At 36.1% G+C, this 25,651-nt stretch carries 13 protein-coding genes; 8 read left to right on the plus strand and 5 right to left on the minus strand.

The window, feature by feature from the left end; all coding sequences use genetic code 11:
• The first annotated feature begins 98 nt into the window (after positions 1-98).
• From V3Z67_RS10835 to V3Z67_RS10845, 3 genes are read left to right on the plus strand one after another with little or no spacing between them, the layout of a single operon-like run.
• Complete coding sequence (locus tag V3Z67_RS10835) at positions 99-3,188, plus strand: hypothetical protein (protein WP_330443322.1); 3,090 nt, start codon at positions 99-101, stop codon at positions 3,186-3,188.
• Positions 3,185-4,417 carry a hypothetical protein gene (locus tag V3Z67_RS10840; protein ID WP_330443323.1) on the plus strand — a complete coding sequence of 411 codons (1,233 nt, stop codon included), beginning with the start codon at positions 3,185-3,187 and terminating at the stop codon, positions 4,415-4,417. The genes V3Z67_RS10835 and V3Z67_RS10840 overlap by 4 nt, the downstream gene beginning before the upstream one ends.
• The gene (locus V3Z67_RS10845) at positions 4,404-5,957 is read left to right on the plus strand and encodes a glycoside hydrolase family 2 TIM barrel-domain containing protein (protein ID WP_330443324.1); all 1,554 of its coding nucleotides are present in this window, start codon (positions 4,404-4,406) and stop codon (positions 5,955-5,957) included. The genes V3Z67_RS10840 and V3Z67_RS10845 overlap by 14 nt, the downstream gene beginning before the upstream one ends.
• On the opposite strand, the gene V3Z67_RS10850 is transcribed toward V3Z67_RS10845, so the two are convergent.
• Positions 5,937-7,139, minus strand: a complete 1,203-nt coding sequence (locus V3Z67_RS10850) for a glycosyltransferase (RefSeq protein ID WP_330443325.1) — start codon at positions 7,137-7,139, stop codon at positions 5,937-5,939. The genes V3Z67_RS10845 and V3Z67_RS10850 overlap by 21 nt on opposite strands.
• Positions 7,140-7,507: 368 nt before the next feature.
• On the opposite strand from V3Z67_RS10850, the gene V3Z67_RS10855 reads away from it, so the two are divergent.
• A complete protein-coding gene (locus tag V3Z67_RS10855; protein WP_330443326.1) occupies positions 7,508-9,583 on the plus strand; it encodes a tetratricopeptide repeat protein in 2,076 nt (691 codons plus the stop codon).
• A gap of 123 nt (positions 9,584-9,706) precedes the next feature.
• On the plus strand, positions 9,707-12,136 hold the full coding sequence (locus V3Z67_RS10860) for a DUF4114 domain-containing protein (RefSeq protein WP_330443327.1): 2,430 nt from the start codon (positions 9,707-9,709) through the stop codon (positions 12,134-12,136).
• 451 nt (positions 12,137-12,587) lie between these two features.
• Here the strand turns inward: V3Z67_RS10860 and V3Z67_RS10865 are convergent, their stop codons facing one another.
• The 3 genes from V3Z67_RS10865 to V3Z67_RS10875 all read right to left on the minus strand — a co-directional run bounded on the left by V3Z67_RS10865 (position 12,588) and on the right by V3Z67_RS10875 (position 18,941).
• A complete protein-coding gene (locus tag V3Z67_RS10865) occupies positions 12,588-14,789 on the minus strand; it encodes a S8 family peptidase (protein ID WP_330443328.1) in 2,202 nt (733 codons plus the stop codon).
• Positions 14,790-15,285: 496 nt separating this feature from the next.
• The gene (locus tag V3Z67_RS10870; RefSeq protein WP_330443329.1) at positions 15,286-16,998 is read right to left on the minus strand and encodes a glycoside hydrolase family 43 protein; all 1,713 of its coding nucleotides are present in this window, start codon (positions 16,996-16,998) and stop codon (positions 15,286-15,288) included.
• A 38-nt stretch (positions 16,999-17,036) separates the two neighbouring features.
• Positions 17,037-18,941, minus strand: a complete 1,905-nt coding sequence (locus V3Z67_RS10875) for a sialate O-acetylesterase (RefSeq protein WP_330443330.1) — start codon at positions 18,939-18,941, stop codon at positions 17,037-17,039.
• Positions 18,942-19,172: 231 nt separating this feature from the next.
• On the opposite strand from V3Z67_RS10875, the gene xylA reads away from it, so the two are divergent.
• The 3 genes from xylA to V3Z67_RS10890 all read left to right on the plus strand — a co-directional run bounded on the left by xylA (position 19,173) and on the right by V3Z67_RS10890 (position 22,842).
• On the plus strand, positions 19,173-20,495 hold the full coding sequence (gene xylA / locus V3Z67_RS10880) for a xylose isomerase (RefSeq protein ID WP_330443331.1): 1,323 nt from the start codon (positions 19,173-19,175) through the stop codon (positions 20,493-20,495).
• A 68-nt stretch (positions 20,496-20,563) separates the two neighbouring features.
• A complete protein-coding gene (locus tag V3Z67_RS10885; protein WP_330443332.1) occupies positions 20,564-21,667 on the plus strand; it encodes a glycoside hydrolase family 43 protein in 1,104 nt (367 codons plus the stop codon).
• A 14-nt stretch (positions 21,668-21,681) separates the two neighbouring features.
• Positions 21,682-22,842, plus strand: a complete 1,161-nt coding sequence (locus V3Z67_RS10890; RefSeq protein ID WP_330443333.1) for an endo-1,4-beta-xylanase — start codon at positions 21,682-21,684, stop codon at positions 22,840-22,842.
• Positions 22,843-22,967: 125 nt separating this feature from the next.
• On the opposite strand, the gene V3Z67_RS10895 is transcribed toward V3Z67_RS10890, so the two are convergent.
• The gene (locus V3Z67_RS10895) at positions 22,968-25,592 is read right to left on the minus strand and encodes a glycoside hydrolase family 3 C-terminal domain-containing protein (RefSeq protein WP_330443334.1); all 2,625 of its coding nucleotides are present in this window, start codon (positions 25,590-25,592) and stop codon (positions 22,968-22,970) included.
• Positions 25,593-25,651 lie beyond the last annotated feature (59 nt).

Raw genomic sequence — 25,651 nt, forward strand, 5'->3', positions numbered from 1 at the left:
TTTCTGTCGGTGAATGGTAAGGATGTATAGGTGCTTCATTTTAACATTACCTATTTTATTTATTATCTTTACTTTACAACAAATAACCACATCATAACGTGAGTGAAACCACAAACAAATACCTTATTTCGGCCTTACTCATAGGGGTGGTTTTCCATGCAGCCCTAATGTTCTTTACGCTGGAAAACACGTATGATGCCTTAATCCATTTGTTTTTTGCTAATCACTATGCCCACAACTGGTTTGAATCATGGAACACAAGTTGGTATACAGGGTTTACCATTATGGGGTATCCGCCGTTAGTACATCAGGCGATAGGATTGTTCTCATTAATTGGCGGACTCAAGTTTGGGTTGTTTGCCGTTACTATTATATGTGTTATACTTTTCATAACAGGGGTATATAGATTTACCTTACTGTTAACGGGTAACCGCACTATAGCAGGCTATGCTTCACTCATAGCAGTGTTTTCCTCTTCCTTTTTGGAGACACTTCACATTTTTGGGCAGTTACCAAGTATCATGGGGATATCAATATTGATGCATTCCCTCCCTGAAATTTACCTATGGGTAAAAACAGGAAGAAAGCGCTACTTGCTAACGTCATTATCCCTAATCGCGGTAACGGTAACCTCACATCATGTTACACCTATTTTTGGGATGGTATTTTTTATACTGCCCTTAATAGGAGTAGCCGTTATGGATATGGCCAGTGAAAGGACAGATAGTTATAGGAATATTACCTTCAGGCTTTTTATAGCTACCCTAATAACTTCACTTAAACGTATTATTGTATTTGGCATAGGGTTATTGACCTTAGTAGTGGTATGTATATTGCCTTACTGGATAAACTCCAGAAAAAACCCAATAACCCAGGTGCCTATACCACATGGAAGCAGGGATAATTTTTTAGAAGTTACCTCGTCAGGACTTATGTTTTTCCTTATTCCGTGGGGAATAATACTGTTTATACTGCCTTATGTGTTTTACAGATATTTTAGCAAGAGGTACATATTCTTTGGACTATCGTTAAGTATGCTGACAATTTTAGGAACAGGCGGTACAACTCCTATACCTTTAAAACTATTAGGTACAAATGCTTTTAATATATTAACGTTAGACAGGTTTACGCTATGGGCATCTATAGTCAGTTTACCAATGTTTGGTGAGTTTGTATATAGACTGGTAGAAGGTGACCTGAAGCAGAGTTTACAGCAAAGATATGGCACAGTATACCATCGTATTATAAGCGGAGTTTTTGCAGGGGCTTTCCTAGGGTTTGCTTTGTTCACCATATCGTTAGGATATTTTCGTCCGTTTCAGCCGCAAAAAATTAATATGCTGCCAATAGTCAACTTCCTCAATCAGGATCAGCATGACCGCTGGCGTTTTCTGCCTCTTGGTTTTGGTGATCAAATGGCTTACCTGTCTACACAAACGGGAGCTATGACTGTAGATGGTAATTACCATTCTGCCAGAAGACTCCCTGAGCTTACATCAAGGGCGGTAGAAAGACTGGAAAACTCAAAGTTTAGAGGAATGGAGGGGATAGGTTCACTACAGCAGTTTCTTACCGTGCCCGAAAAGTATAACCTTAAATATGTTTTCTCTAACGATAAGTTTTATGATCCCATACTGTATTTTAGCGGATGGCAGCGACTCAATCAGTTAGAGAATGGTATTATGGTTTGGGAAAAGCTAAATGTACCACCCATGCCAAAAATAATACCTAAAGAGGAAGCTCCATTGCCTCTTCGTTTAATGTGGGGTATTATTCCGTTATTAACGGTGGTATTGGCATTTGTAATTAATATACAAATGCTGTGGGTACATGCCTTAAAAACCCGTAAAATACCGAAACCCGGCTTTTTTTTACATGCAAAAAGTTATACCGGTTTCTCTAAGAGTATGCTTAGGGTTAATAGATTTTGGGTGTTGTTTATGGTTGTGATTTCGTCTTATGGATTGTACAAACTGTACTATGGCATATCGCCGCAAATAAGTCCGGATAATGTGGTAAAGTCTTATTATGATGCGCTCGATTTTAAGGAGTTCGAAAGAGCTTATTCTTATATCACCCCCGATGATGACTATCCGTTATCACAGTATCTGTTGGAAATTTCGGTAACAGATGGTATAGTGAACTCGTATGCCAAGCTTGATGCTATAACCGTAAATGTTACAGATAAAACCAAAAACAGTGCAGGGGTAAAAGTAAAAACCAAATGGGTAACTCCGCTTGAAATTATAGATAGGGAATATGTACACAGGCTGGTAAAGAAAAAAGGGAAATGGTATATAGTACCCGATAAGAAAGATCCGGATATTCCGCCAGATCAGATATTTGCTGATAATACCACTCAATTTTATAAACACGGACGCAGGCGTATAACTACCCAACAAACCTATCATGAGGATGTATTGAAACAACCTGAACTGGAAATACTTTCGGCTAGGATGATTTTTCAGGATAATAAGTATATGATAGTGGGCGAACTGCAAAACATAGACAATATCCCTGCAGATGTATCTGTAAAGGCAACCCTGTATGATGAAAATGATAAAAGGCTGGCAACACATAACGCCAAGTATGTTATAAAGCATAAACTAATGCCTAAGGAAACCACTACGTTTAAGGTTAATTTTGAAGATATTGCCTGGCAAAGTAATGGGGAGGTAAAACCAGAGACGTTTAACCCCGATGAGTTTACACCTGCCAAACTGAAAAGTCTACCCGTTAATTTTGATATACAAAGTGCAGGTAATGTAGCTACAACCGACCTATATAAAGAGGTTGCCTTAAACGATTTGAATATTGATAATACAACTATACAAGGTGCTTTATTTAATTATGGCATTCAGGAAGTTACCATACCCGAACTGTTGGTAAGTTATTACAATGAAAAAAGGGAGATTGTTTATGCAGATCATTTCTTTATCCGTGAGGGGATAAGAGTACAGCGTAAACAAAAGTTCAGTTATAAACTGCTCGATTTGAGTAAACTGGAACTGTTGAAATCAGGTACGGAAAATTGTTATGTAAACGGACTGCCCAACCGGGAAATGGCAAGAAAAACAGTACCTTTAAGAATACTGGGGCATAATGATAACGAACTTATACCAATAAACGGAAAAGGTTATTCATACATTAAAATAGAGATTAACAACTATATAGCTAACCCAAGGTGATAAAAACTAAATCAGGTTACATAGTATTAACTATCGCAATAGTTTTTGTATTACTGTCTTTCGGGCTGCAACAGTCAAATAGTAGTGATACAAAAATTGTATTGTTAAACCCCCAACAGGAGTATGTTGCCGGGAGTGCTATTGCATTGTCTTTTACAGATACTGAAGGGGTAAACAAAACTGTTATGATGGTGAAATCATCTTACGGGAGTACAGTTTTGACACCAAAAGGGAATGAGTTTATACTTCCTGATTTTTTGGCTGCCAAAACCGGACTGGTAAACTGGTATCTTTATTCAGGTAACGAATTGAAATTACAGGGAAACTTTACGATTGTTCCTAATGCTGTTACAACAGGCATAGAAACCTATCTTGGACCACGCACCATTAATGCTGGCAATGAAAATTATACCATGATGGTAACCATACCTCATGATGCGCTTGATAATCCTGTAGCTGATAGTACAGCAATTACACTTAAGCATCAGTTTAAGGAAAGTATATATGAAGAAGCACTTTACACTGAAAATTTTATCGCTTTTGAAAGAATATCAGCACCTAAAGAAACAGGGAAAATGCTGTTGTCTTCAAATTGTGGAGTTGTAGCGACAAAAGAGTTTGAAGCAGATGTATATGCTGCTTTACCGGTAAACTTTACCATAAACTATACCCGAAATCATGAATATGCCGATGGCAACCAGCTAACTACAATTTATACATCAGAACTGAAAGATAAGTATGGTAATACCGTAAATGACGGAACATCGGTCACCTTTATGATAAGGAACAATAATGGAAACCTATTGAAAACCTACGGAAATACCATTAACGGAATAGCTCAAAGTAAAATACCGAGTCCGGAAAAAGAAGATAGCTATACTATAAAAGCCTACATAACAGGTATAGCCGAAAGTAATGAGGTTAAAATCAGTTATAAGTTGGCATTAAAAGGTGAAATAAACTATGCTTTCTCTAAAGATAAGAGGACAATAACAGTAGGCGCTTTACAAAGCTTTATGAAACAGCTTGTGCCTAACGGTACTACGGTTTTACTCAAACTATATAATAAATCAGGGCAGGAGGTAAGTACTATTGAAGAATACACCATAAACGGAGAAGCCGTATTTAGCTTACCAAAAGGAGAGTACAATGCAAAGGCATACAGTTTTGAAATAAGTGTAATGGGACACACGCAAAAAACAGGTTTGATTCAGTATGAGAGTAAATAATAAAAACATATACAGAGCAGCAATAATTATCAGTTTTATAGCACTTAATGCACTTTTGTTGTTTGGGCTCAGTAAGGTGTTGGGATACCTTAATTCGGGTGCTGAGCGTAGTGATATGTTGCATTTGGAAAAGGAAACCATTACAACCTATCTGCCTAAGGTAAACTGGAGCAGCTTTGATAACCCGGGGCGTAAAATGGAAAAACAGGCATTAAAGGAGATAGAGAAAGATTATCTGTTTTCGTGGTATGTAAAGAACAACGCCCTCAAAGCCAATACTACAGAAGGTATTGCCGATTTTTATACCGATAGTGCAAGGGTAAACCTGTTTAAGTTGGTAGACTATAATAAAGAAAATAAAATAAGCATAGAAGGCACAACCATAGAGCATAACCCGGCTATTGATTTTTACAGTGCCGATGGTCAGCTAGTGGTGTTTACCGACAGGAATATTGTAGAATACCAAAAAATATATCAGGATAAAAAGCTTATTAATACGGTTACCGATACTGCCAGTTATAAGGTAATGATGCTTTTAGAAGATGGTTTTTGGAGAATACGCCACATTAAAAGAATGTCACCAGAAGCTATAGTACAGGATAGTATTAAACCCCATAAGTATTTTGAGGTAAAGGGAGACAGTATAATGAAGGATGGTAAAGCCTATCTTATAAAAGGAATCAATTATTATCCTAAAAACTCTGCGTGGGATATGTATGGAGATAAATTCTCTACAGATACCATAAGTGCCGATTTTGATATAATAGCCAATGCAAAACTCAACACGGTAAGGATTTTTGTGCCGTATGAGGATTTTGGCAAGGCCGATGTTCAGGAAGATCGTTTGGATAAACTGGAGCAGGTATTAGATTTAGCTGAAGAAAAGAACTTAGCTGTTATAGTAACCCTGTTTGATTTTTATAGTGATTATACTCCGCAAAACTGGACTTTAACCCACAGGCACGCCGAAAAGATTGTGGAAACCTTTAAAAACCATAATGCTATATTAGCCTGGGATCTTAAAAATGAACCTGACCTGGATTTTAAGAACAGAGATAGGGATAACGTTACAGGATGGCTGCAAACGCTATTGCCTTTAATTAAAAAATGGGATACTAACCATTTGGTTACCATAGGCTGGTCTAACCCTCATGATGCGGTTTTATTACAGGATAAGGTCGATTTTGTATCTTATCACTATTACCTTAACCCAAATCATTTTTTGGATAAGTATAATGTATTAAAAACACAAATAGATAAACCTGTAGTATTACAGGAGTTTGGCGTTTCGTCTTACAGGGGTTTTTGGAGTTGGTTTGGAAAAGGGGAGAACGGTCAGGCTGAGTATCATAAAAAAATGCAAGCCGTTTTTAAGGAAAAACAACTTGCATTCTTATCATGGACACTTTATGATTTTCCTTCTGTTCCAAATAATGTAGCCGGCAAATGGCCCTGGATTAAAAACAAACAGAAAAAGTTTGGGTTTTTAGATGAACACGGTAAACCCAAACCATCATTTTTATATATTACTAATAAGTGATTTACCAAATTTAACTTCTTCAATGTTTCTGAATTCTTCTAAATACATTTCGGTAATTCTTTCCATCGAAAGTGCTTTTGCAGCTTTATAGTTGGCTACAGCCAGTTCTTTACGATAGCTGTCGTTCACTAAAATGTTTTCAATGGCAAGAGATAGGGAAGAAGAACTCGTAGGGTTAAAAAACTCGCCTTTATAACCTTCGTCTTCCACCAGTAAAGCAAGGTCTCCTAAATCAGGCATTACAACAGCTTTACCATAACTTCCGGCCTGGTGTAATACACCGCTACTACCGGTTGTAGCAGTATAAGGGAATACTACAACTGTACTTTCTGTAAAAATACGCTCTACATCATTTTCTTCAACATATCCTGTAAAGGTTACACCTTTTACATGACTGTATTTTTTTTGTACAGAGTCAAGATACCCTGGTGTGTTAGGGCTATCGGTTCCTGCAATAACAACTTCAATTTCTTCATTTATCCTTTCACGAAGTTGTTGGGCGGCTTCTATCATTATTTCAACTTTTTTATAAGTACCAAACTTACCAAAAGCCATTATTTTTTTAGGCCCCGGCTGCGGATCGAAATTAGGGGACTTAACCATTTCAAACGAACCGTGAGGGATAAGCGTAACATTAGCAGCCTTATACTTTTCATTTAATGTTTCTACATACTTTTGAATGGTAACAGCTACCCTGTCAGATTTCAGCAGACATTTTGTGAGGTTTGTACCTATAAAGGAGTATATTTTTTTCTGTAGTCCGCCTTTAGAGAAACCGGCTTTGGTTAAATCTACTTCTTCCATTATATTATGTAGCAGTACAATGGTTGAGATACCTATAAGCCTTAACAACATAGGAAGCATAAGTCCCATTGCTGCGGGTATTTTTTTGCTTCCAAACTTTAAGAACTGAAGATTGAATAGTACTGCATCGGGTCTTTCCTTTAAAATTGTTTTCAGTATAGTGAAAAAACTAAGGTAACTGTTAAATGACCAGCATTCATTCACTTTTACTTTATCGCTGTTTTCAAAATCAAGCTGTTTTGGAGCTTTTGTTTTATCGGTTAGTAATAGTAGTTCGGTAATATCATTCTTATTTACAAAATTCTTTACTAAATGATACCCGTACTCATTTAAAGTTACTTTACTTGGAGGGAACGAAGTTACAACTGCTACTTTCATAAGTGTTTGTATTTAAGATTATTAGTTTAAAGTTACTGCTGTGTAGAAGGTATTATGGCCTGTTTTCGTTTAGCGGAAGATTACTTTAGATGAATGTAACCTGAGTAATGATAAAAGAATAAGCGTAGCTGAAAATCACTATACTAATCATTGAGGCTATATAAATAAGCTGATATTTGGTTTGTATATCAGTTATTTACATAAATTTTTATCAAAAATTAAGGAGAGAAGACGCAGTATAAGCAGTTATAATTACTTACCTTTCTGTAAAATGCTTTTTAGACCCGATGAGTGGTAAGTTACTGTGGATTATTTTTTTAACATTAGTAATTAACTTGCAGTTATCAAACCAAATAAAAAACAGTATTATGAAGTATTTTAAACACTTTACTTATGTATTATCATACCTGTTTTGTTTAACTGCATGGTCACAAAATATGCAGGAAGGCTTTACTCATCTTGAAACCGGCAGGTTTGCACAGGCCGAAATCTTTTTTGAAAAGGTATTGAAGGATTATCCTGATAATAAAACAGCCAACCTTTGTTATGGTAGGGCTGTGGGCTTAAATGGTAATCCCGGTAAAGCCAATACTATTTTTACCGCAATGCTGGAGAAGTATCCGGGAGACTTCGAAATAGAACTGAATTATGCCGAATCACTGCTATGGAATAAAAAGTACAGTGAAGCCAAAGTTTTTTATTCCGGACTTATAGAAAAACAGCCGGAAAGCTTTCCGGCACTTTTAGGGTATGCCAATACACTATCCAATCTTAAAGAATATCCTGAAGCATTAAGCTATGTAAATAAGGCTCTTGATGTTTCTCCCGGCAATGCAAATGCTATGGTTTCCAGAAAGTACATACGTTTGGGGTATTCGGCTATGTTGGTTCAGGAAAAAAAATATGAGGAAGCGCAGCTTATGCTGGATGATAACCTGAAAGATTTTCCAAATGATAAGGATACACTGCTAAATAAAGCAAACATATATTTGATTACAAAACAAACAGATGAGGCCAAAGATGCCTATTCTAAAATAGCCGTAAATGCAAACTACAGTGTTGTGGCTATGGCAGGGTATTCTCTGGCAGATCATATTAACGGTAAAGATAAAAAAGCGCTGGTATGGGCCTATAAGGCTTTAGAAAAAGCTGAAAATAGTAATGATGAGATGGTCGTAAAACTAGCTAAAGAAAGGCACATACAGGCGCTTATATGGAACCGTAAATTTAAAGAGGCAAAAGCAGCCATTGAAAAGGAAAGAGCTATAAAACCCAATGAAGGTTATGTACTGGCTGCTTCAGCCACTTTAGGCATGTATAAAAGCGATTACAGGCAAAGTATTACTGATTATGAGACCATACTGACACAGGATTCACTTTCGTTTGATGGTAACCTTGGTATAGCTAATGCTTATTTTGCCGATGGTAAACCTGTAGAGGCTTATTCGGCAGCTAATAAAACCCTGAGTATATTTAAGAATCAAAAAGATGCCGAAGCTTTCCTTCAAAAGCTCAATACAACTTACTCTCCTTTTGTGGAAGAAAAATTGGGATATTCTTTTGATAATGGTAAGAACAGGGCTTATTATACTAATACTTCATTGTCAGTCCCTGTAAGCACAAAAATTACATTTAACGGCTTTTATCAGTACAGGAAAACAAAAAACGATAATACGAATGTTGAGGCCGAAACTAACGATTTTAAAATAGGAATGCAGTTTCAGGCACTGCCAAAACTGAGCTTTAACCTTGCTTTGGGTAGCAGTAATGCGAGTTCGTTTAATAACAGCTACAGTCAGTTTCTTGCCGATGTGTTTTTTAAAGTAAAGCCTTTTAAAATGCACGATGCCGAAATAGGATATAAACGCGATATACAAAACTTTAATGCCGACCTGATTGATAGTGAAATCACTGCCGATAATATGTATATAAACTACAACGTAGGTACAAACTTTAACCTGGGGTGGTTTACACAGTATTACTATACCTCTCAAAGTGATGGTAACGACCGTAACCTTTTATTCACTTCGCTGTACTATAACTTTATGTATGCACCTGTTTTAAAGGCTGGTATAAATTACCAGTATATTAGTTTTCAGGAACGCAGACCGGAGGTATACTTTAGTCCAAAACGATTTAACGTAGGGGAGGTTTTTGTAGATTTCCTAAAGGATGAACAGGTTGCCGAACCCAAAAGCCTGTTTTATAACCTTAACGCGGCTGTGGGGTATCAGTTTATAGAAAGCGATCAGAAACAGGCTACCTACAGGCTACAGGGAAAAATAGGCTATAAGTTCTCTCACCGTTTGCTTATAAACCTGTATGGACTGCACAGTAATATTGCTTCTACCACAGCCGCCGGTTTTACTTATACAGAGCTTGGTTTCCGTTTAAAATGGCACCTTACTTCTAAACCATTGTTTATCAGGATTGAAACTAAATAAGTCCATTAAACGAAAGATAAAAGCCTTTCGTCTTTAACAGCTTATGTGTAATCGAATAATCATACTGTCAGAACTTTAGCTATATAAATTTGTTATAACAAACAAACTCAAAAGTATATGATTATGAAAAGATTACTACTATTATCTATAATGATGTGCTGTTCTTTTGCTTTTGGGCAAAACTACCAGTTTTTAGGAGAGTATAACTCGTTAGGAGTTCCCTTGTACCTGGAATCGCCGGGTGATGTGGTAACACAGGCAACACACGATTTAGTGAACAATTCACTACCGGAAAGCTATCCGGTACCCATATACAACCCGCAATATATATCGGCAGGATATGATACTGATATTGAGCTGCTGGAAGCTGCCGATGTGTGGGTAACTTTTGTAAAGGAAGGCGCCGGTTATAAAAACGTACTGGGCTTTTATACTTATGATGTAAACAATCCGTATATATCGGCACCTCAGCCTGAAGACATTACCATTATTTTTCCTAATGCTTCCGAAGGGGGATATGGCGGCGGATTATCTGCCGGGAATAAGGTTAAAATAGGAAGCTTCCCTGCGGGTACAGGTATAGGCTGGGTACTGCTTGCCAACGGATGGAACGGAAGTGCCGTAACCGGAGGTGCATGGCAGTTGTTTTCTAATCCTGATTTTAACCCTGAAGCAGATCCCGAATTACGTCATCATAATGTATTGCTTTCTGACCCTGATAATGAAAGGGTGCTTTTAAGTTTTGAAGATATAAGGAGGGATTACCAAAGCTGTGATAACGATTTTAATGATGTGGTTTTTTATGTAACCTCAAATCCTTACACGGCTATGAAACTGGTAAATGTAGCCGATGTGGATAGTGCTAACGACGTTTCTTCTGCCAATGATGGCGGACTGGAGAGTAACGGTAGCCTAGCCGGACTTATTGCTAACAGGAACTTTATAAGGGCTAAAAACAATAGTTTCCTTAATAAGAAACAATTACAAAACCCGTATGTATCATCTAACAGTATTTTAAAAAACGGTCAAACAGTAAATTTCGCTGCACTGTTGCCAACAACTGGAATGTTTGGAACAGAAACACCTTATGTTTCAAGCCCTGAAGATTTAACCCAAATCACTAATGCCGAGCAGGTATTCTCGGTAGATTATTATTCGGGAGCAGAAAGGGTAGCTGCTGCACTGGCAACACAAACTACAGGTGGTGTTTACGACCATTCAAAGGCAATATGCGACAGGCTTAACGGTTCGTCTCTGGAGGATGTCCGCACTATTAAAATTCAGGGACACGAACTGATTATGTCTAAAATAAAAAGAGCTAACGGTATAACCGAATATGCCCTTACTTTCTCAATACAGCAAACCGAAACTATAAGCTATTTACACAGTTACTGGAATATAGGTCAGTATCCGGCAGGAGATTATCTTAATTTTCAGGTATGGGGTAGTAATATGGGACAGGTAAGCAGTATTACTAATTATATTTTAACCCAATTGGCAGAAGATACTACAGTAACCGATATTGAGGTTGAAAACAGAATACCACAGGTGTTTGTTAAAAATGGTTTTTATAAGGATGGTAGTCTTAATCTTGAAATAATAAACAAAACAGCATCGTCAAACCTGAATTTTGAAGGTAATAAAAGACTAACAGAACAGGCAGAGGTAGAAAATATTACTGAAGGAAGTATACTTACAGGAGATTATAATCAAAGTCTTGTAATACAAACAGGAAGCTTATTTGATGTTGGTTTTTCGGTTAACACACCCGAATCGGTTAGAACAGATGCGCTGTATCTGGCAGATGGTCCATGGGGAATTGATTATGATGTGCAGGTTACAAGTATTACTTCCTTTACTGTACAACCTTATGAACAAGATGTGCAGGAAGGCTATAATATAGAAAGAAATGCTTCCTTAACCGGGCAGACCAGCGGTACGATAAATCTTTTCAGGAATATATTGGCAGGAGAGCTTACACTTGATGTAAATGATTATGAAGCCCTTAATTTTACCCTGCAAAACTCTCATACTGTTGAGGTAGTTTTAGTTACAGAAAACCTAACTAATTGGGAAAACAGGTTGACCTATCAGTTACCTGCTCATGGTCAGGATACCGGAATCAGCATCCCTTTATCGGCTTTTCAAAATTTACAGGGAGAGTCGTTAAACGGAGAGAGGGTAAGGAGTATTGTATTCTCTGTAATAAGCGGGTACACGGCTACTGAGGATTTTGACATAACCGTAAGTAACATGAGTTTTGGAGCTCAGACTCTTTCGGTTCCCGAATTTGAAACACTACACACAAATATATTTAATTATCCCAATCCTTTTAAAGGATCCACCACTGTAGTATTGCCGGAAGATACTGAGGTGAAACAAGTAACATTTACAGACATATTAGGAAGAACTATAGTAAGCAGTGGGTATAAAAAACACACTTCCGGAAAACAACTGCTTTTAGCTAACATTAATCTTCCCGAAGGGATTTACATGATGAATGTGGCAACTGTGGATGGTAAGATTTACCAAACACGTTGTATGATAAGGTAAGAGTCCCTTTAAGCTGTAATTGAACTCCGTTTTCTTATATGAAAACGGAGTTTTTTATTAGAGCATTTTTAAAATTCACACAGTTTTGGCTTTTTCTGTATTTAATACAATAAAAAAAGCCTTTTGCAATTAGCAAAAGGCTTTTGTTGACTTGCCCGGAAAATTTTCGAATACTTTTATAGAAGATTTGACGGTATTGGCAAGGCTTTTATTATAATAATTTATGTTTTATGATAATATTCTGTTGTTGATTAATTAAGTCTTATCCAGTATTTGTTGCTTTATTAAAGAATATAGTGTTTTTTATAAAATGATTTGTAACTGTAAGTGAATGATCAGTTGAGGATTTTAGTCCCCACTTTGTAGGTTTTACAATGATCTTTAGTTTATTAATTTTCTATCGATTAAGCTATTAAACCACTATTTTTATATAAGTTGTTGTGCATAGTGCTTATGCTGCAATTGTAACCTTAATCTTTTTATAAAGATCGGCAAATTCATTTTCAACATCAGCGTAAACATCAGTCTTTTTATTATCGTCTATAATTTCTATAACAACAGAATAATCTTGTAAATAATCATCTTTTACTTTACCACGAGTGTATAGTCTAAGTTTTAATTCCCAATATCCTGCTGAATAAGACCTAATAAAGCTTTTCTCAAATTGAATTATTGGATTCCAAGGTAAGTTGTATTTATCTTCTGTTGATATTGTTATATCTTTCATACCGCCATCCGTATTTTTTATTAGAGTTGCAGTTATTCTTGCTTCTGAATATTCTTTATCGTTGTCCGGATTAACTGGAGGGTCATAAGTAACTGTTATTTTTACACGTAATTTAGTGTCTTCTTCATTTGCTCTCAAAGTAGATGGAATATGAAAGCCTATAAACTGATAATTTTCTTGGTCTAATTGGCCTTCATAGATGTAAGCTGCGTTGAAATCACCTGCTTTTAATGCCCTTTCTATATTTGGCTCACCAAAACCGACATAATTTAAACCAGATTCGCTTATTTCATCATGATTGCTTCTTGGTTCAGTAAAGTGACACAAAAGTCCTTTGACTAAGTTCGGATCACTTTGTGGGTATGCATCAAAAAGTCTTTGAGCATATTGCGAAATTATGGGGGCAGAATGGCTTGTGCCATTATCCACAGATAAATTTTTACCATCTTTTGAAATACCATAAGTTGATATTCGAGGTGAGCTAGAATAAGGATTAATTAGGTTGCCTCCGTGGGCTACTAACTCAGGCTTAATTCCATTATCTGCTCCAGGACCTTTTCGTGAAAAAGGAGATACAAAATTCACGTCAGACAATGCAGTTCCATTAGTATGTTTTGCGATTGAACCAACGGTTAACCCTAATAATGATTCTGCAGGACAACCAATTCTTGAAAGTGGACTTCCATAATGATCAGTTGGAAAAGTTCCTAATAAATTACGTATATTACCAGCAGCCAATACAAACAAGACTTTATATTCTTTGGATAAAAAATCTAATAATTTCGCTAAATCTGAAAACGCCGAATCTTTAATTGGTGTGTCAGTGCCTAGAGATAAATTATATACTTGAACTATTCCTGCATATTTATCTACTGTGTCTTCAATCGCAGTTCTTAATAAAAACTCACTTGGCCCAACAACATGCCCTTCATTATTTACCCCAAACACAGATAAATCAATTAAATTACAATAAGGTGTTAAGCTATGAGTGCCTAGGCAATTGTCAATTTCATCACCAAAAACACATCTACTAGCAACAAAAGTTCCATGGTTATAATCACAATCTATTGAAGTTGAATTAATGTAGATTAGTTGGTCTTTAATTAGATTATCCATTATACCATTTTTATTAATACCCGAGTCAACTATGCAAACTAGAGAATCTGACTTAACAGGATTTATAACTAGTGGATTAGGAATTGCATCAGAAGGTACAGATTGAGGTACAACGAATGTTTGACTTGTTTTTATTTCTTTTATAGTAGAAAAGTCAGTTGCAAGTTGTGGTAAATATTTTGCTTGTATTGTGCAATGCAATGAGGCTACACCATTTTTGAAATTTCTTTTATTTACATCATCTGAAAATTGCCTAAGTTCTGCTTCAATTGAATTTGTGATGGCAAGTAATTCTTTTGATGTTATTGCATTAAAGAGATTAATAACAATTTCGATACTTTCATCTGATTCGTAGTCAATTGTATCATCTATTTTGTTTTCAGGTGGAATACTTGAAATACTTTCTATAGGTGCAAAATAAGTTTTTCCTGTATTTTCTGGACTTGATATGTAGTTTTCTAACCTTTTTTCAAATACATTTAATTTTTCTTTTTCAATTTTTGCAGTTCCTATTGATTCATTTTTAGTTGAGAATGATAATAATTCAAAGCCTAAATTTTCAATTTTTTGTTTTTGACTTTTGATAGTTATTTTTTCAGGTGTTTCAATTTGAAGATATAAATCGCTTGTGTATTCTATATCCTTTTTCTTAAATTCATTACTAATAAAATCTTGAGTTTGAACTTTTAGTTTTTGTCCGTGTTGAGTATGGCTAATACGCTGGACTGAAGGTGCAAAACCGTGCTTGTCATACTTTACATTTCGTATATTCTCTTTCGGTATTTCAAAATGAAATTTTTCTTCACTCATAGTTTTTTTGCATTATGCACAACTTGTTATATCAAGATAAATATACACAATAATGGTTATTATTTCTGCTGATAATAAAAGTTTTATTTTTATAGTGATTACTGTTGGAGGTCTTTAAATTAAATAATTTCTTTGCGGTTGTTCCTGATTTCTAAAACCAGATTATCTATATAATCCTCTTCTCATTCATTTCTGCCATAAAAAAAAGCCTTTTACCAATAGCAAAAGGCTTTTGTGGAGTCGACAGGATTAATGTCGAACTTTTTTATAAAAGATTAGACAATATTGGCAGGGTTTTGAGCATGAGAATCTTTAGAACTTAAGATAACTTTATAATGTCTTAATAAATATATATGAGGTAGCGATTATCCCGTAGAGTGAACCTTACAGGACAAATTTCAAAACATTTTATGCATGATTAAAGAAATTAGCCTGCTTTATATAAGATAATTTTTAATTTTTGGATACTTAATGTTCTTATTTATTTGAATATAATTTAAGGTAAAATATCGTTTGAACCCGTAGCATATAAACCAATAAGGTTTCCTGTAAATCCTCCTGCAATATCAGTTGAAAGAATATCACCAGACATGACTCCTCCAAAGTTATTAAATGCATTGCCGCTAAAAGAGTAATTAAAGCTATAGTCATCTCCTTTTGCAGTTACCTGCAGATATAACTGATTGTTTATATCTGTTTTTTGACTGGCAATAATTGTCGATTTTCCATTTTCTGTTCTCTCAAGTACAAGGTAATAATCCTGTCCTTTTTTTGTAACCCCAAATACATAATTAAACTTTTCATTCTGAAAACAAGTAATACCGGCGAGGTCTTTTTCTGATTTGGGTTTGTATGATAGTTTTACTGTTGCTTTAAAAGAGGCATGCTGTTGTCTGTAAAACAGGGTAGAGGTAGGAGCAGTTGCTTTAATATTTGTTTTAAAAGGAGTGATAGTTAAACCATTTTTTCCTGTTATTATAAACTTTTCTCTTGGTCCTCTTATACCAATCCAGCGATAATCTAACTCATTAGAGGTAAAATTATCAGTAAAATTAAAATTTCCGTTAGGCAAGTATCCTGCTTTTCCGGTTTTATTCTCAACACCATTAGGTAATTTTAATAAAGGTTTTAAAGGAACGAGACCATTCTCAAATACAGGGAACTCTCCGCTCCAGTCTACCGGGAGAATAAATGTTTCACGACCTGTATTTACATGTTGTTTTTCGTTAGGGCGAACAGCAAGAAATACCCCATAATAATTTCCGTCAGGAGTTTCCACAAGATCTGCATGCCCTGCCCAGTCTACTTTGTTTGTCCTGTCTTTTGCAAAATAACGTTGGGTAAGTATAGGGTTGTTTTTTGCAGGAATATAAGGACCGGTAGGATTATCACTTACAAAAATTACCTCACTATGCCAGTCGCCTGTCCCGCCCTCAGCACACATTAGGTAATATTTGTTGTTCTTTTTATAGATATGAGGTCCTTCAATCCAAATAGGTTTTTGAGTGATGTCTGTCCCGCCGTTAACAATAATCTTATCTGAATTAGGCACAACCTGATCTTTCTGCAAATCATATTCCCATATTTTTATTACCCTGTGTCCCTGATATAGCTCTGTTCCCTTATCAGGGGCGTCATTGTGTACCAGATAAGCTTTACCATTATCATCAAAAAATAATGACGGATCTATTCCTTCAAAGTTAAGTTTAAACGGATCACTCCAGCTTTTAGAAGGATCTTTTGTTTTTACCACTATATTCCCCATTCCCCCTGCAATCTCTGTAGTTATCATATAAAAAGTATCATTATAGGGGTTGTACTTAATGTCGGGAGCATAGACACCACCCGATATTCGTGAATCTTCTACTTTAAGCTGTGATTCCCTGTCCAGTACATGTCCTATCTGTTTCCAGTTTACTAAATCGGTAGAATGAAAAATCGGCACTCCCGGAAACATGGCAAACGAAGAATTTACCAGATAGTAATCATTCCCTTTGCGGGTAATACTTGGATCAGGATAGCAGCCCTGTAGTATGGGAGTATAAAATTCATCGGCCTTTAAAGGATTTTTATCATAAATGTCGTCCTTTCCATGATAGGTGAATTCTGAAAAGACTGGCTCTTCTTTATTATTTGCCTTACGCTTTTGAGCTGAACACTGATTAAATGATAAAATAATTAATAGAGTTGTTATTGCTATTTTTTTCATCAAAATAATAATATTAGATTTTTTAAATATTTATAAAACTATTCATCAGTTCGAAAAGGTACAGCCGGTAAATTTTCCTTATTTATCAAATTAGGATTTACAGGATTGTCTGCCCAGGCATATCTTATGTACAATGGTTTTTCAATGCTTTCATTCCATAAAATCACTGTATTTCCTTCAATTTTTGCTTTTGCCCAGACAAAATTTTTGTCTGCTCCCGCAATGGCAAATTCAGATGGAGCCTCACCATCAGTTGTGGAAAGCCCATTCCCTGTATTATTAAAGCTTACTATTATTTTATTTCCCTTAATTTGTAATGATTTGTAAGAAGGACCAGAGCTTATTATAGGTTCATTATATGCCGTTTTTTCTGCTGCTAAAGCTAGCCGTTCACCTACTTCTTTTTTTCTGTCAGGATGAATGTCGTTCCATTCGCCTAAATCTATTGCTACTGCCATTGCAGTTTTTGGTATTGATAAAGATTTAGCCTGTTCTTCCCTAAACAATGCCCATTGGCTTTCGGAAGGGACGTAGTTATAGTCCATAAACCCCGGAAGCTGTACATATAAAAAAGGAAGCTGTTTATTCCATTTATTACGCCAGTCGTCTATAAGTGCAGCCTGCAACTTTGAATACTCACTGGCATTTCCGGTATTGCTTTCTCCCTGATACCATACAAAACCTTTAATGTTATAATTTATTAAAGGGGAAATCATAGCATTATAAAGAGCAGTAGGCTGATAGTGCAGTGTTATTTTATTATAGCCATTATTAAAAGGCATATTTACCCTTCCTACTTTGTATTGCCAGTATCCGGTAAGATCAATCGTATCTTTTCCTGCAACAATATAATAGGGCTTGTCGGGTACAAAACCACCTTTCCCAAAATTATTGGTAACCTGCACGACAAAAAGGTTTTTACCGGGCTTTAATACATCATTTGCAACAGGATAGCGACGCTGTGGATACATATATGTTGTGTTTCCAATTCGCTTACCATTAATATATAATACATCGGCATCTACTATGCGCCCTAAAAAAACCATGGCTTCTTTCTTTGTCATAGCTTCAGGAATGTCAATTTCCCGCCTGTACCATACTGTACCGTCTAAGCCTTTTATTCCCTGGTCTTCCCAATAGCCGGGTATGGCTATATTTCTCCATCCTTTAGGTTTATAAACTGTATCAAACCATTTTTCTTCTAAACCCTTATCTTTAGGTAAAGGGATTTCAGCTTGCGGCAATGTATTTTGGCTGTTTATGTATAAAGTATCTTTGTTTCTGTTAATAGTTTCAAGCACATTAGGGAATTCCTTAAACCCTTTTTCACTAACCCATGCCTCAATAGGCGTGCCGCCCCAGCTGGAATTGATAATTCCAATAGGAACCTTATATTTTTTATATAATTCTTTAGCAAAAAAATAGGCAACAGCCGAAAACTCATTAACGTCAGGATTTATAGCTTTTTTCCATGAGCTTTCGGGAAGTTTTGTTTGAGGACCTGAAAGATTTACTGTATTAGGAACAAAAAACTGCCTTATTTCATTGTAAGATGCATTTGCTATTTCATCGGCATAGAGCACATTATGTAAACGCATTTGATGTACCATATTAGACTGACCTGAACAAAGCCACACATCACCAACAAGAATATCATTAAGTATAATTTTATTACTGCCTTCAATTTCCATATTATACGGACCTCCAGCCTTAATAGGAGAAAGGGTAACTTTCCATACACCGTTTTTTGCAGTAATGGTTTTGTATTTCTTATTGTTAAACCTAACGGTTACTTTTTCGTTAGGAGCTGCCCAACCCCAAATATTTATAGGTTCTTCTCTTTGTAATACCATACCATTGCTTACTATCTCAGGAAGTTTTATTTGTGCTTTAGCGGTAATTGAAAGTATAAGAGTGAAAAATAAAAGCAGGGCTTTTTTCATAGTTTAGTTGGTTTAAATTTTAAATGTTTATGAATTTGGAGTTAAACGAATAAGATAAAAAAGCATTATTTGTAAAGTTATTTTTTTTAATCAGTTTGTCTTGCAATATCAATAAAAGATACAGAAAACGTTTTCGTAAATTTTCATTCTTACTTTTAAGGCTTTAGGAATAGTACACTTACTTTTGAGAATAAGTACTTATTTTCAAGAATATTACAATCCACTAAAAATATGAACACTACAAAACAGGTTTATTTTAAAACTGTAGATAAGATACAGTTTGAAGGAAGGGATAGCGATAATCCGCTTGCTTTTAAATGGTATGACGAAAACCGAATAGTTGCCGGAAAATCACTTAAAGAACATTTTAAATTTGCAATGGCCTACTGGCACACACTGTGTAATACGGGTGATGATCCCTTTGGTCCCGGTACAATAAAAAATTCATGGAATTCAAAGGAAGATGCCATAGCCCGGGCAAAAGACAAAATGGATGCAGGTTTTGAGTTCATGGAAAAACTTGGTCTTCCTTATTATTGTTTTCATGATGTAGATCTTGTAGACGAAGCTCCAACACTTGTAGAGTTTGAAAAGCGGGTACAGACAATGGTAGCTTATGCAAAGGAAAAACAAAAGGAAACAGGAATAAAACTGCTTTGGGGAACAAGTAACCTATTTAGTAATCCGCGATATATGAACGGAGCCTCAACCAACCCCGATTTTGATGTGGTAGCTCATGCCGGAGGGCAGGCTAAAATAGCTATAGATGCAACCATAGCCTTAAATGGTGAAGGATATGTGTTTTGGGGTGGTCGTGAAGGTTATATGAGCCTTTTAAATACCGACATGAAACGTGAGCAGGAACATTTGGCAATGTTTCTTGCCATGTGTAGAGATTATGCACGTAATGAAGGTTTTAAAGGTTCTTTCTTTATTGAGCCTAAACCTATGGAACCTATGAAACATCAGTATGATTTTGATGCGGCCACATGTATAGGATTTCTTAACAAATTTGGTTTACAAGACGACTTTAAATTAAATATAGAGGTAAACCATGCTACACTGGCAGGGCATACCTTTGAACACGAGCTTCAGGTTGCTGCTAATGCGGGTATGCTTGGAAGTATAGATGCCAATAGGGGAGATTATCAAAACGGCTGGGATACCGACCAGTTTCCTATAGATGTTTATGAGATAACACAAGCTATGCTGGTGTTTTTACAAAACGGAGGAGTAAAAGGCGGAGGGATAAATTTTGACGCAAAAGTTCGCCGTAACTCAATAGATTATGAAGATAAGTTTATCGCTCATATAAGTGGTATGGATGTTTTTGCAAGAGGGCTTATTTGTGCAGACCATATACTTAACAATACTAACTATAGCGAATTAAAAGCCAAACGATATATGTCATTTGACAGTGGTAACGGTGCGGCATTTGAAAATGGCAAGCTTAAGCTTCAAAATCTTAGTGACATAGCGCGTGAAAATGGGAATCCTAAACCAAGAAGTGGCAGGCAGGAATTATTTGAGCAGATAATAGCAAATGCATATTAAACTTTTAAACCACTTTAAATATTTTTATTTAAAGTGGTTTCTTTTACCAACTAAAACTAAAATCTATAATGAACAGAAAAAAATATACACTAACATCGTATATAGCAATTATATCGGCAGCTTCACTAGTAACATTTACTTCCTGTAAAGAGGAAAAGGAGAAAGAAGCTAGCGTAGAGGAAACAAAAGAGATAACAGAAAAAGAATTTTTAACTCAGCCTTTGGTTTCTCATATTTATACCGCAGATCCCTCAGCACACGTGTTTGATGGCAGAATATATATTTATCCTTCTCATGATATTGATGCCGGTATTCCTGAAAATGATAATGGCGACCATTTTGATATGAGAGATTATCATGTTTTATCGATGGATAGTATAGGCGGAAAGGTTACTGATCATGGTATTGCACTCGATATTAAAGATATTCCCTGGGCCGGGCGACAATTATGGGCTCCGGATGCAGCATATAAAAACGGAACATATTACCTGTATTTTCCTGTAAAGGATAAAGATGATGTATTTAGAATTGGAGTGGCTACCAGTAAATCTCCACAAGGTCCTTTTACACCCGAAAAAGAGCCAATAAAAGGAAGCTTTAGTATAGATCCTGCTGTGTTTACCGATGACGACGGAACATCTTATATGTATTTTGGAGGCATTTGGGGAGGCCAGTTGCAGCAATGGGCTTCAGGCAAGTTTGATGCAAATGGTTCAAAAACCGATTTAGAAGACCCAAATGTTCCTGCGCTAAGTTGTAAAGTTGTTAAACTTTCTAACGACATGCTGCAATTTGACGGGCCGGTACAGGATGTTGTTATTAATGACAGTAATGGTAAACCACTTCTTACCTCAGATCATGACAGGAGGTTTTTTGAAGGTTCATGGATGCACAAATACAATAACAAATATTATTTTACATATTCTACAGGAGATACTCATTACCTGGCTTATGCAACATCAGACAAGCCTACCGGGCCATTTGTTTATGGAGGGCATTTTATGAACCCTGTAAAGGGGTGGACAACCCACCATTCAATAGTTGAAATTAATGGAAAATGGTACATCTTTTATCATGATACACAACTATCGGGTAAAACTCATCTTCGCAATGTAAAGGTGACAGAACTGAATCATAATCCTGATGGTAGTTTGGAGTTAATTAACCCTTAATAAAAAGATAATTAATGATGCATATAAGTAAAAGCATAAGGAAAATTAGTTTAATCACTGCTGTAGGTTTGTGCTCAATACTGTTGTTTTCCTGTAAGCATAGTGCTGAAGTTAAGCATGATACCATGGGAGAGACATTTAAAGATGCTTTTAAGGATAAATTCTATATAGGGGTAGCAATAAACCGTAGACAAGCCTTGCAAAAAAATGAAAAGGAAACTACTCTTATAAAGCAATACTTTAATAGTATCAGCCCGGAGAACGATCTTAAATGGGAGAACATCCATCCTTCACAGGGAATTTATAATTTTGATCCTGCCGATAGTTATGTAAAAATAGGAACGGAGTCGGGCATGTTCATTATAGGGCATACCTTAGTTTGGCATTCGCAAACACCTGATTGGGTATTTACCGATGAACAAGAAAATTTACTTACCCGTGAGGAGTTACTTAAGCGAATGAAAGACCATATAGATACAGTAGTTTCCCGATATAAAGGGAAGATAAAAGGATGGGATGTTGTTAATGAAGCCCTTAATGAAGATGGTTCTTTAAGAGATTCTAAATGGAGAACTATAATAGGGGATGATTATATAGAAAAAGCTTTTGAATTTGCCCATGCGGCAGATCCTGAAGCTGAACTGTATTACAATGATTATAATTTATATAAGGCAGAAAAACGAAGTGGGGCAATTAAAATAGTTAATAGCTTAAAGGAGAAAGGAATACCAATAAAAGCAGTAGGAGAACAGGGACATTATAATTTGGATCGTGCCTCTTTACAGGATATTGAGGCTACAATACAGGATTTTATAAAAGCCGGGGTAAATGTAAATTTTACAGAGCTGGATATTTCTGTATTGCCTGAAGCAAATACAGATGCTACAGCAGATGTGGCTAATTCTGAAATATATAAAGAAGAACTTAACCCATATGTAGACGGGTTACCTATAGAAGTAGAAAACCGTTTGGCACAACGCTATGGAAGCATATTTAAGTTATTTGTAAAGTATGAGAAGCATATTGACAGGGTCACTTTTTGGGGGCTTTCCGATGCTGATACCTGGTTAAATAACTGGCCTGTTAGAGGGAGAACCAATTATCCTTTGCCTTTTAACAGGGACTACACCCTTAAAAAAGAGGTAGCAAAAGCAATACTAAATGCTGCAAAATAAATAGTTTTGATTAGTAAATAGCAAAGCCTGTAGGGAGCTCAATCCTACAGGCTTTTTAACGAACGCTAACTAACTTCTAACTATTTAAAAGTTATGTTACTGTAACTGTGTATAAACAGTATTTTTTAATTTATATAAATCGTTTTGGTTACCATGTTACTGGTACTGTTATTGGTCTCTCCCGGTTGATGGCCTCCAACAGCAATATCTAATTCACCATATAATGGCTTTAATTCTCCGTTAGGGGTAACATAGGTAAGATCTTGAGGTGTAAGCTTAAAGATTACGGTTTTAGATTCTCCCGACTTTAGGTTAATTCTCTCAAATCCTTTAAGGGTTTTTAAGGCTGTTTTTATTTCTTTGTTTTTATTTATCAGGTATAATTGGGCAACTTCATCTCCTTGTATAGCTCCTGTATTAGTTATTTTTACTGATATTTCAACTTCTTTTCCTTTATTTATGTCTGTAGGTATATTTAACTGCTCATAAGCAAAAGAGGAATAGCTTAGCCCAAACCCAAAACCGTATAGAGGTTTTCCGGAAAAATATCTGTAGGTACGGTTTGTCATACTATAATCTGTAAATGCAGGGAGATCCTTATCATCTCTGTAAAAAGTTACAGGTAATCTACCGGAAGGATTATAGTCTCCAAAAAGGATATCAGCTACGGCTGTGCCGGCAGCCTGTCCGCCATACCAGCAGTTTATAATAGCAGGTATATTTTCAGATTCCCAGGGAGTCGCTATGGCACTTCCGGTCATCATTACAAAAATTACAGGTTTCCCCGTTTTTTGTAATGCCTTCATTAGCTCTGTCTGTATTTTCGGCAGTAAGATAGAGGTGCGGTCACCGCCTTCAAATCCCGTGTAGTTAACTTCCATTTCTTCACCCTCCAGTTGAGGTGATATACCTCCTGTAAAAATAAAAGCATCGGCATCCTTATAGCGGTCAGCAATATTTTCAAAACTGGTATTAGTATATTTACCGGTGCTGAATCTTATATTAGCTTTTCCTTTTCCCTGCCAGTACTCTATCTGTAAGTTGTAAACAGAATCTTTTTTTACAATTAATTCATAAGTTTTTGCTCCCCATCTGTTTCTGTCCCATGCATCAATAACAGTTTTTCCGTTTACAATAAAGCGATAACCATCATCAGCTTCCAGTTCAAAAACTACCGGACCGTTTACCTGAGGTTTAAAATCAGTAGTAAAGCGAACAGAAAAATTGTAGGCTTTAATGTCGTTTATAACAGTTTGCCCTTCCTGCCAGTTATAATCAGGGCTTTTTTCTCTTTTTACAATAGGATTCCCTTGTAAAAGGACATTATTATAATATTCTGCCTTAAACCCATTTTTACCATCATAAAAATATTGGTCATTAAGATTATTATATTCAAGAATGGTGTTATCTGTAAAGTTAACTGCCTTATCAAAAATTACTTCACAGTCTTTAGTAAGTTTGTCTTTTATGCCTTGCAGTACAGTGGTTGTTCTTGATGGGGTTCCGTTATAATTACCCAGTATGGCTATTTTGTTATCAGCATTTGGACCTAGAACCACTATCTTTTTTAGTTTTTTACTTAAGGGGAGTGTTTTGTTTTCATTTTTAAGCAGCACTATAGATTCCCTTGCCATTTTTAATGCGTGGTCTGAATGAGGTTGGCTTTCTAATACAGATGTTGGTGTTTGTGCATATTTTACCATAGATACCGGGTCGAACATCCCCAAGCGAAACCGAATCATGAATAATCTTTTTACGGAAATATCTATTTGCTCTTTGGTAATCTCACCGTTTTTTACCGCTTCGATTAGTGAAAGATATACATCTGTTCCACATTCCAGATCTGTACCGTGAAACACAGCATCTGCCGATGCTAATTCAGCATTTGGATGTGTTTTGTGATGTTTAAAAAAGTCATCAATGGCCCAACAATCAGAGGTAACATATCCTGTAAATCCCCATTGGTTACGTAAAATATCAATCATTAAGGTATTACTGGCACAACACGGTTGTGTTCTGAATGCATTATAAGCACACATAACTCCCGCCACATCAGATTCGGTAACCAATTTTTTGAAAGCAGGTAAATAGGTGTCCCATAGTTCGTACGGACTAACATCAACATCAAAAGTATGCCGAAGGGGTTCAGGACCACTATGCACCGCATAATGCTTAGCACAGGCGGCAGCCTTTAGATATTTAGGATTATCACCCTGTAGTCCTCTTACAAAAGCATCACCCAGCTGTGCTGTTAAAAAAGGATCCTCTCCATAGGTTTCCTGTCCGCGTCCCCAGCGTGGATCTCTAAATATATTAATATTTGGAGTCCAGTAGGTAAGTCCCAAATAGCGCTCTTTGGTTTGTCCTGTTTTTAGCGCAATATTATATATGGCGCGTCCTTCTGTGGCCGAAAAATCAGCCATTGTAAAAAGTGCATCTTTGTCAAAAGTGGCAGCCATAGCTATTGCCTGAGGGTATACCGTTACATTATAGGGAGTACGAGCCACACCATGAAGTGTTTCATTCCACCAGTCGTAAGCCGGTATGCCAAGACGCCCGATGGCAGGGGAAGAATTAAGCATTTGTGATACTTTTTCTTCAAGGGTCAGTCTGCCAACAAGATCATTTACTCTTTCCTCAAAAGTTAAGTTATAGTCCTGAAACGGATATTGCTGATTCTGTGCAAATGCCGAAAGGCAAATATTTGCATACAGAAAGAACAGGAATATATAAAGCGTATTAAATTTCATTTTTAAATAATTTGAAAGATTATCTATGAGGAAGTTTATATGAATTTTTTGTTTTCTCA

The sequence above is a fragment of the Flavobacterium sp. C4GT6 genome (assembly GCF_036347315.1).
Classification (GTDB): domain Bacteria; phylum Bacteroidota; class Bacteroidia; order Flavobacteriales; family Flavobacteriaceae; genus Flavobacterium.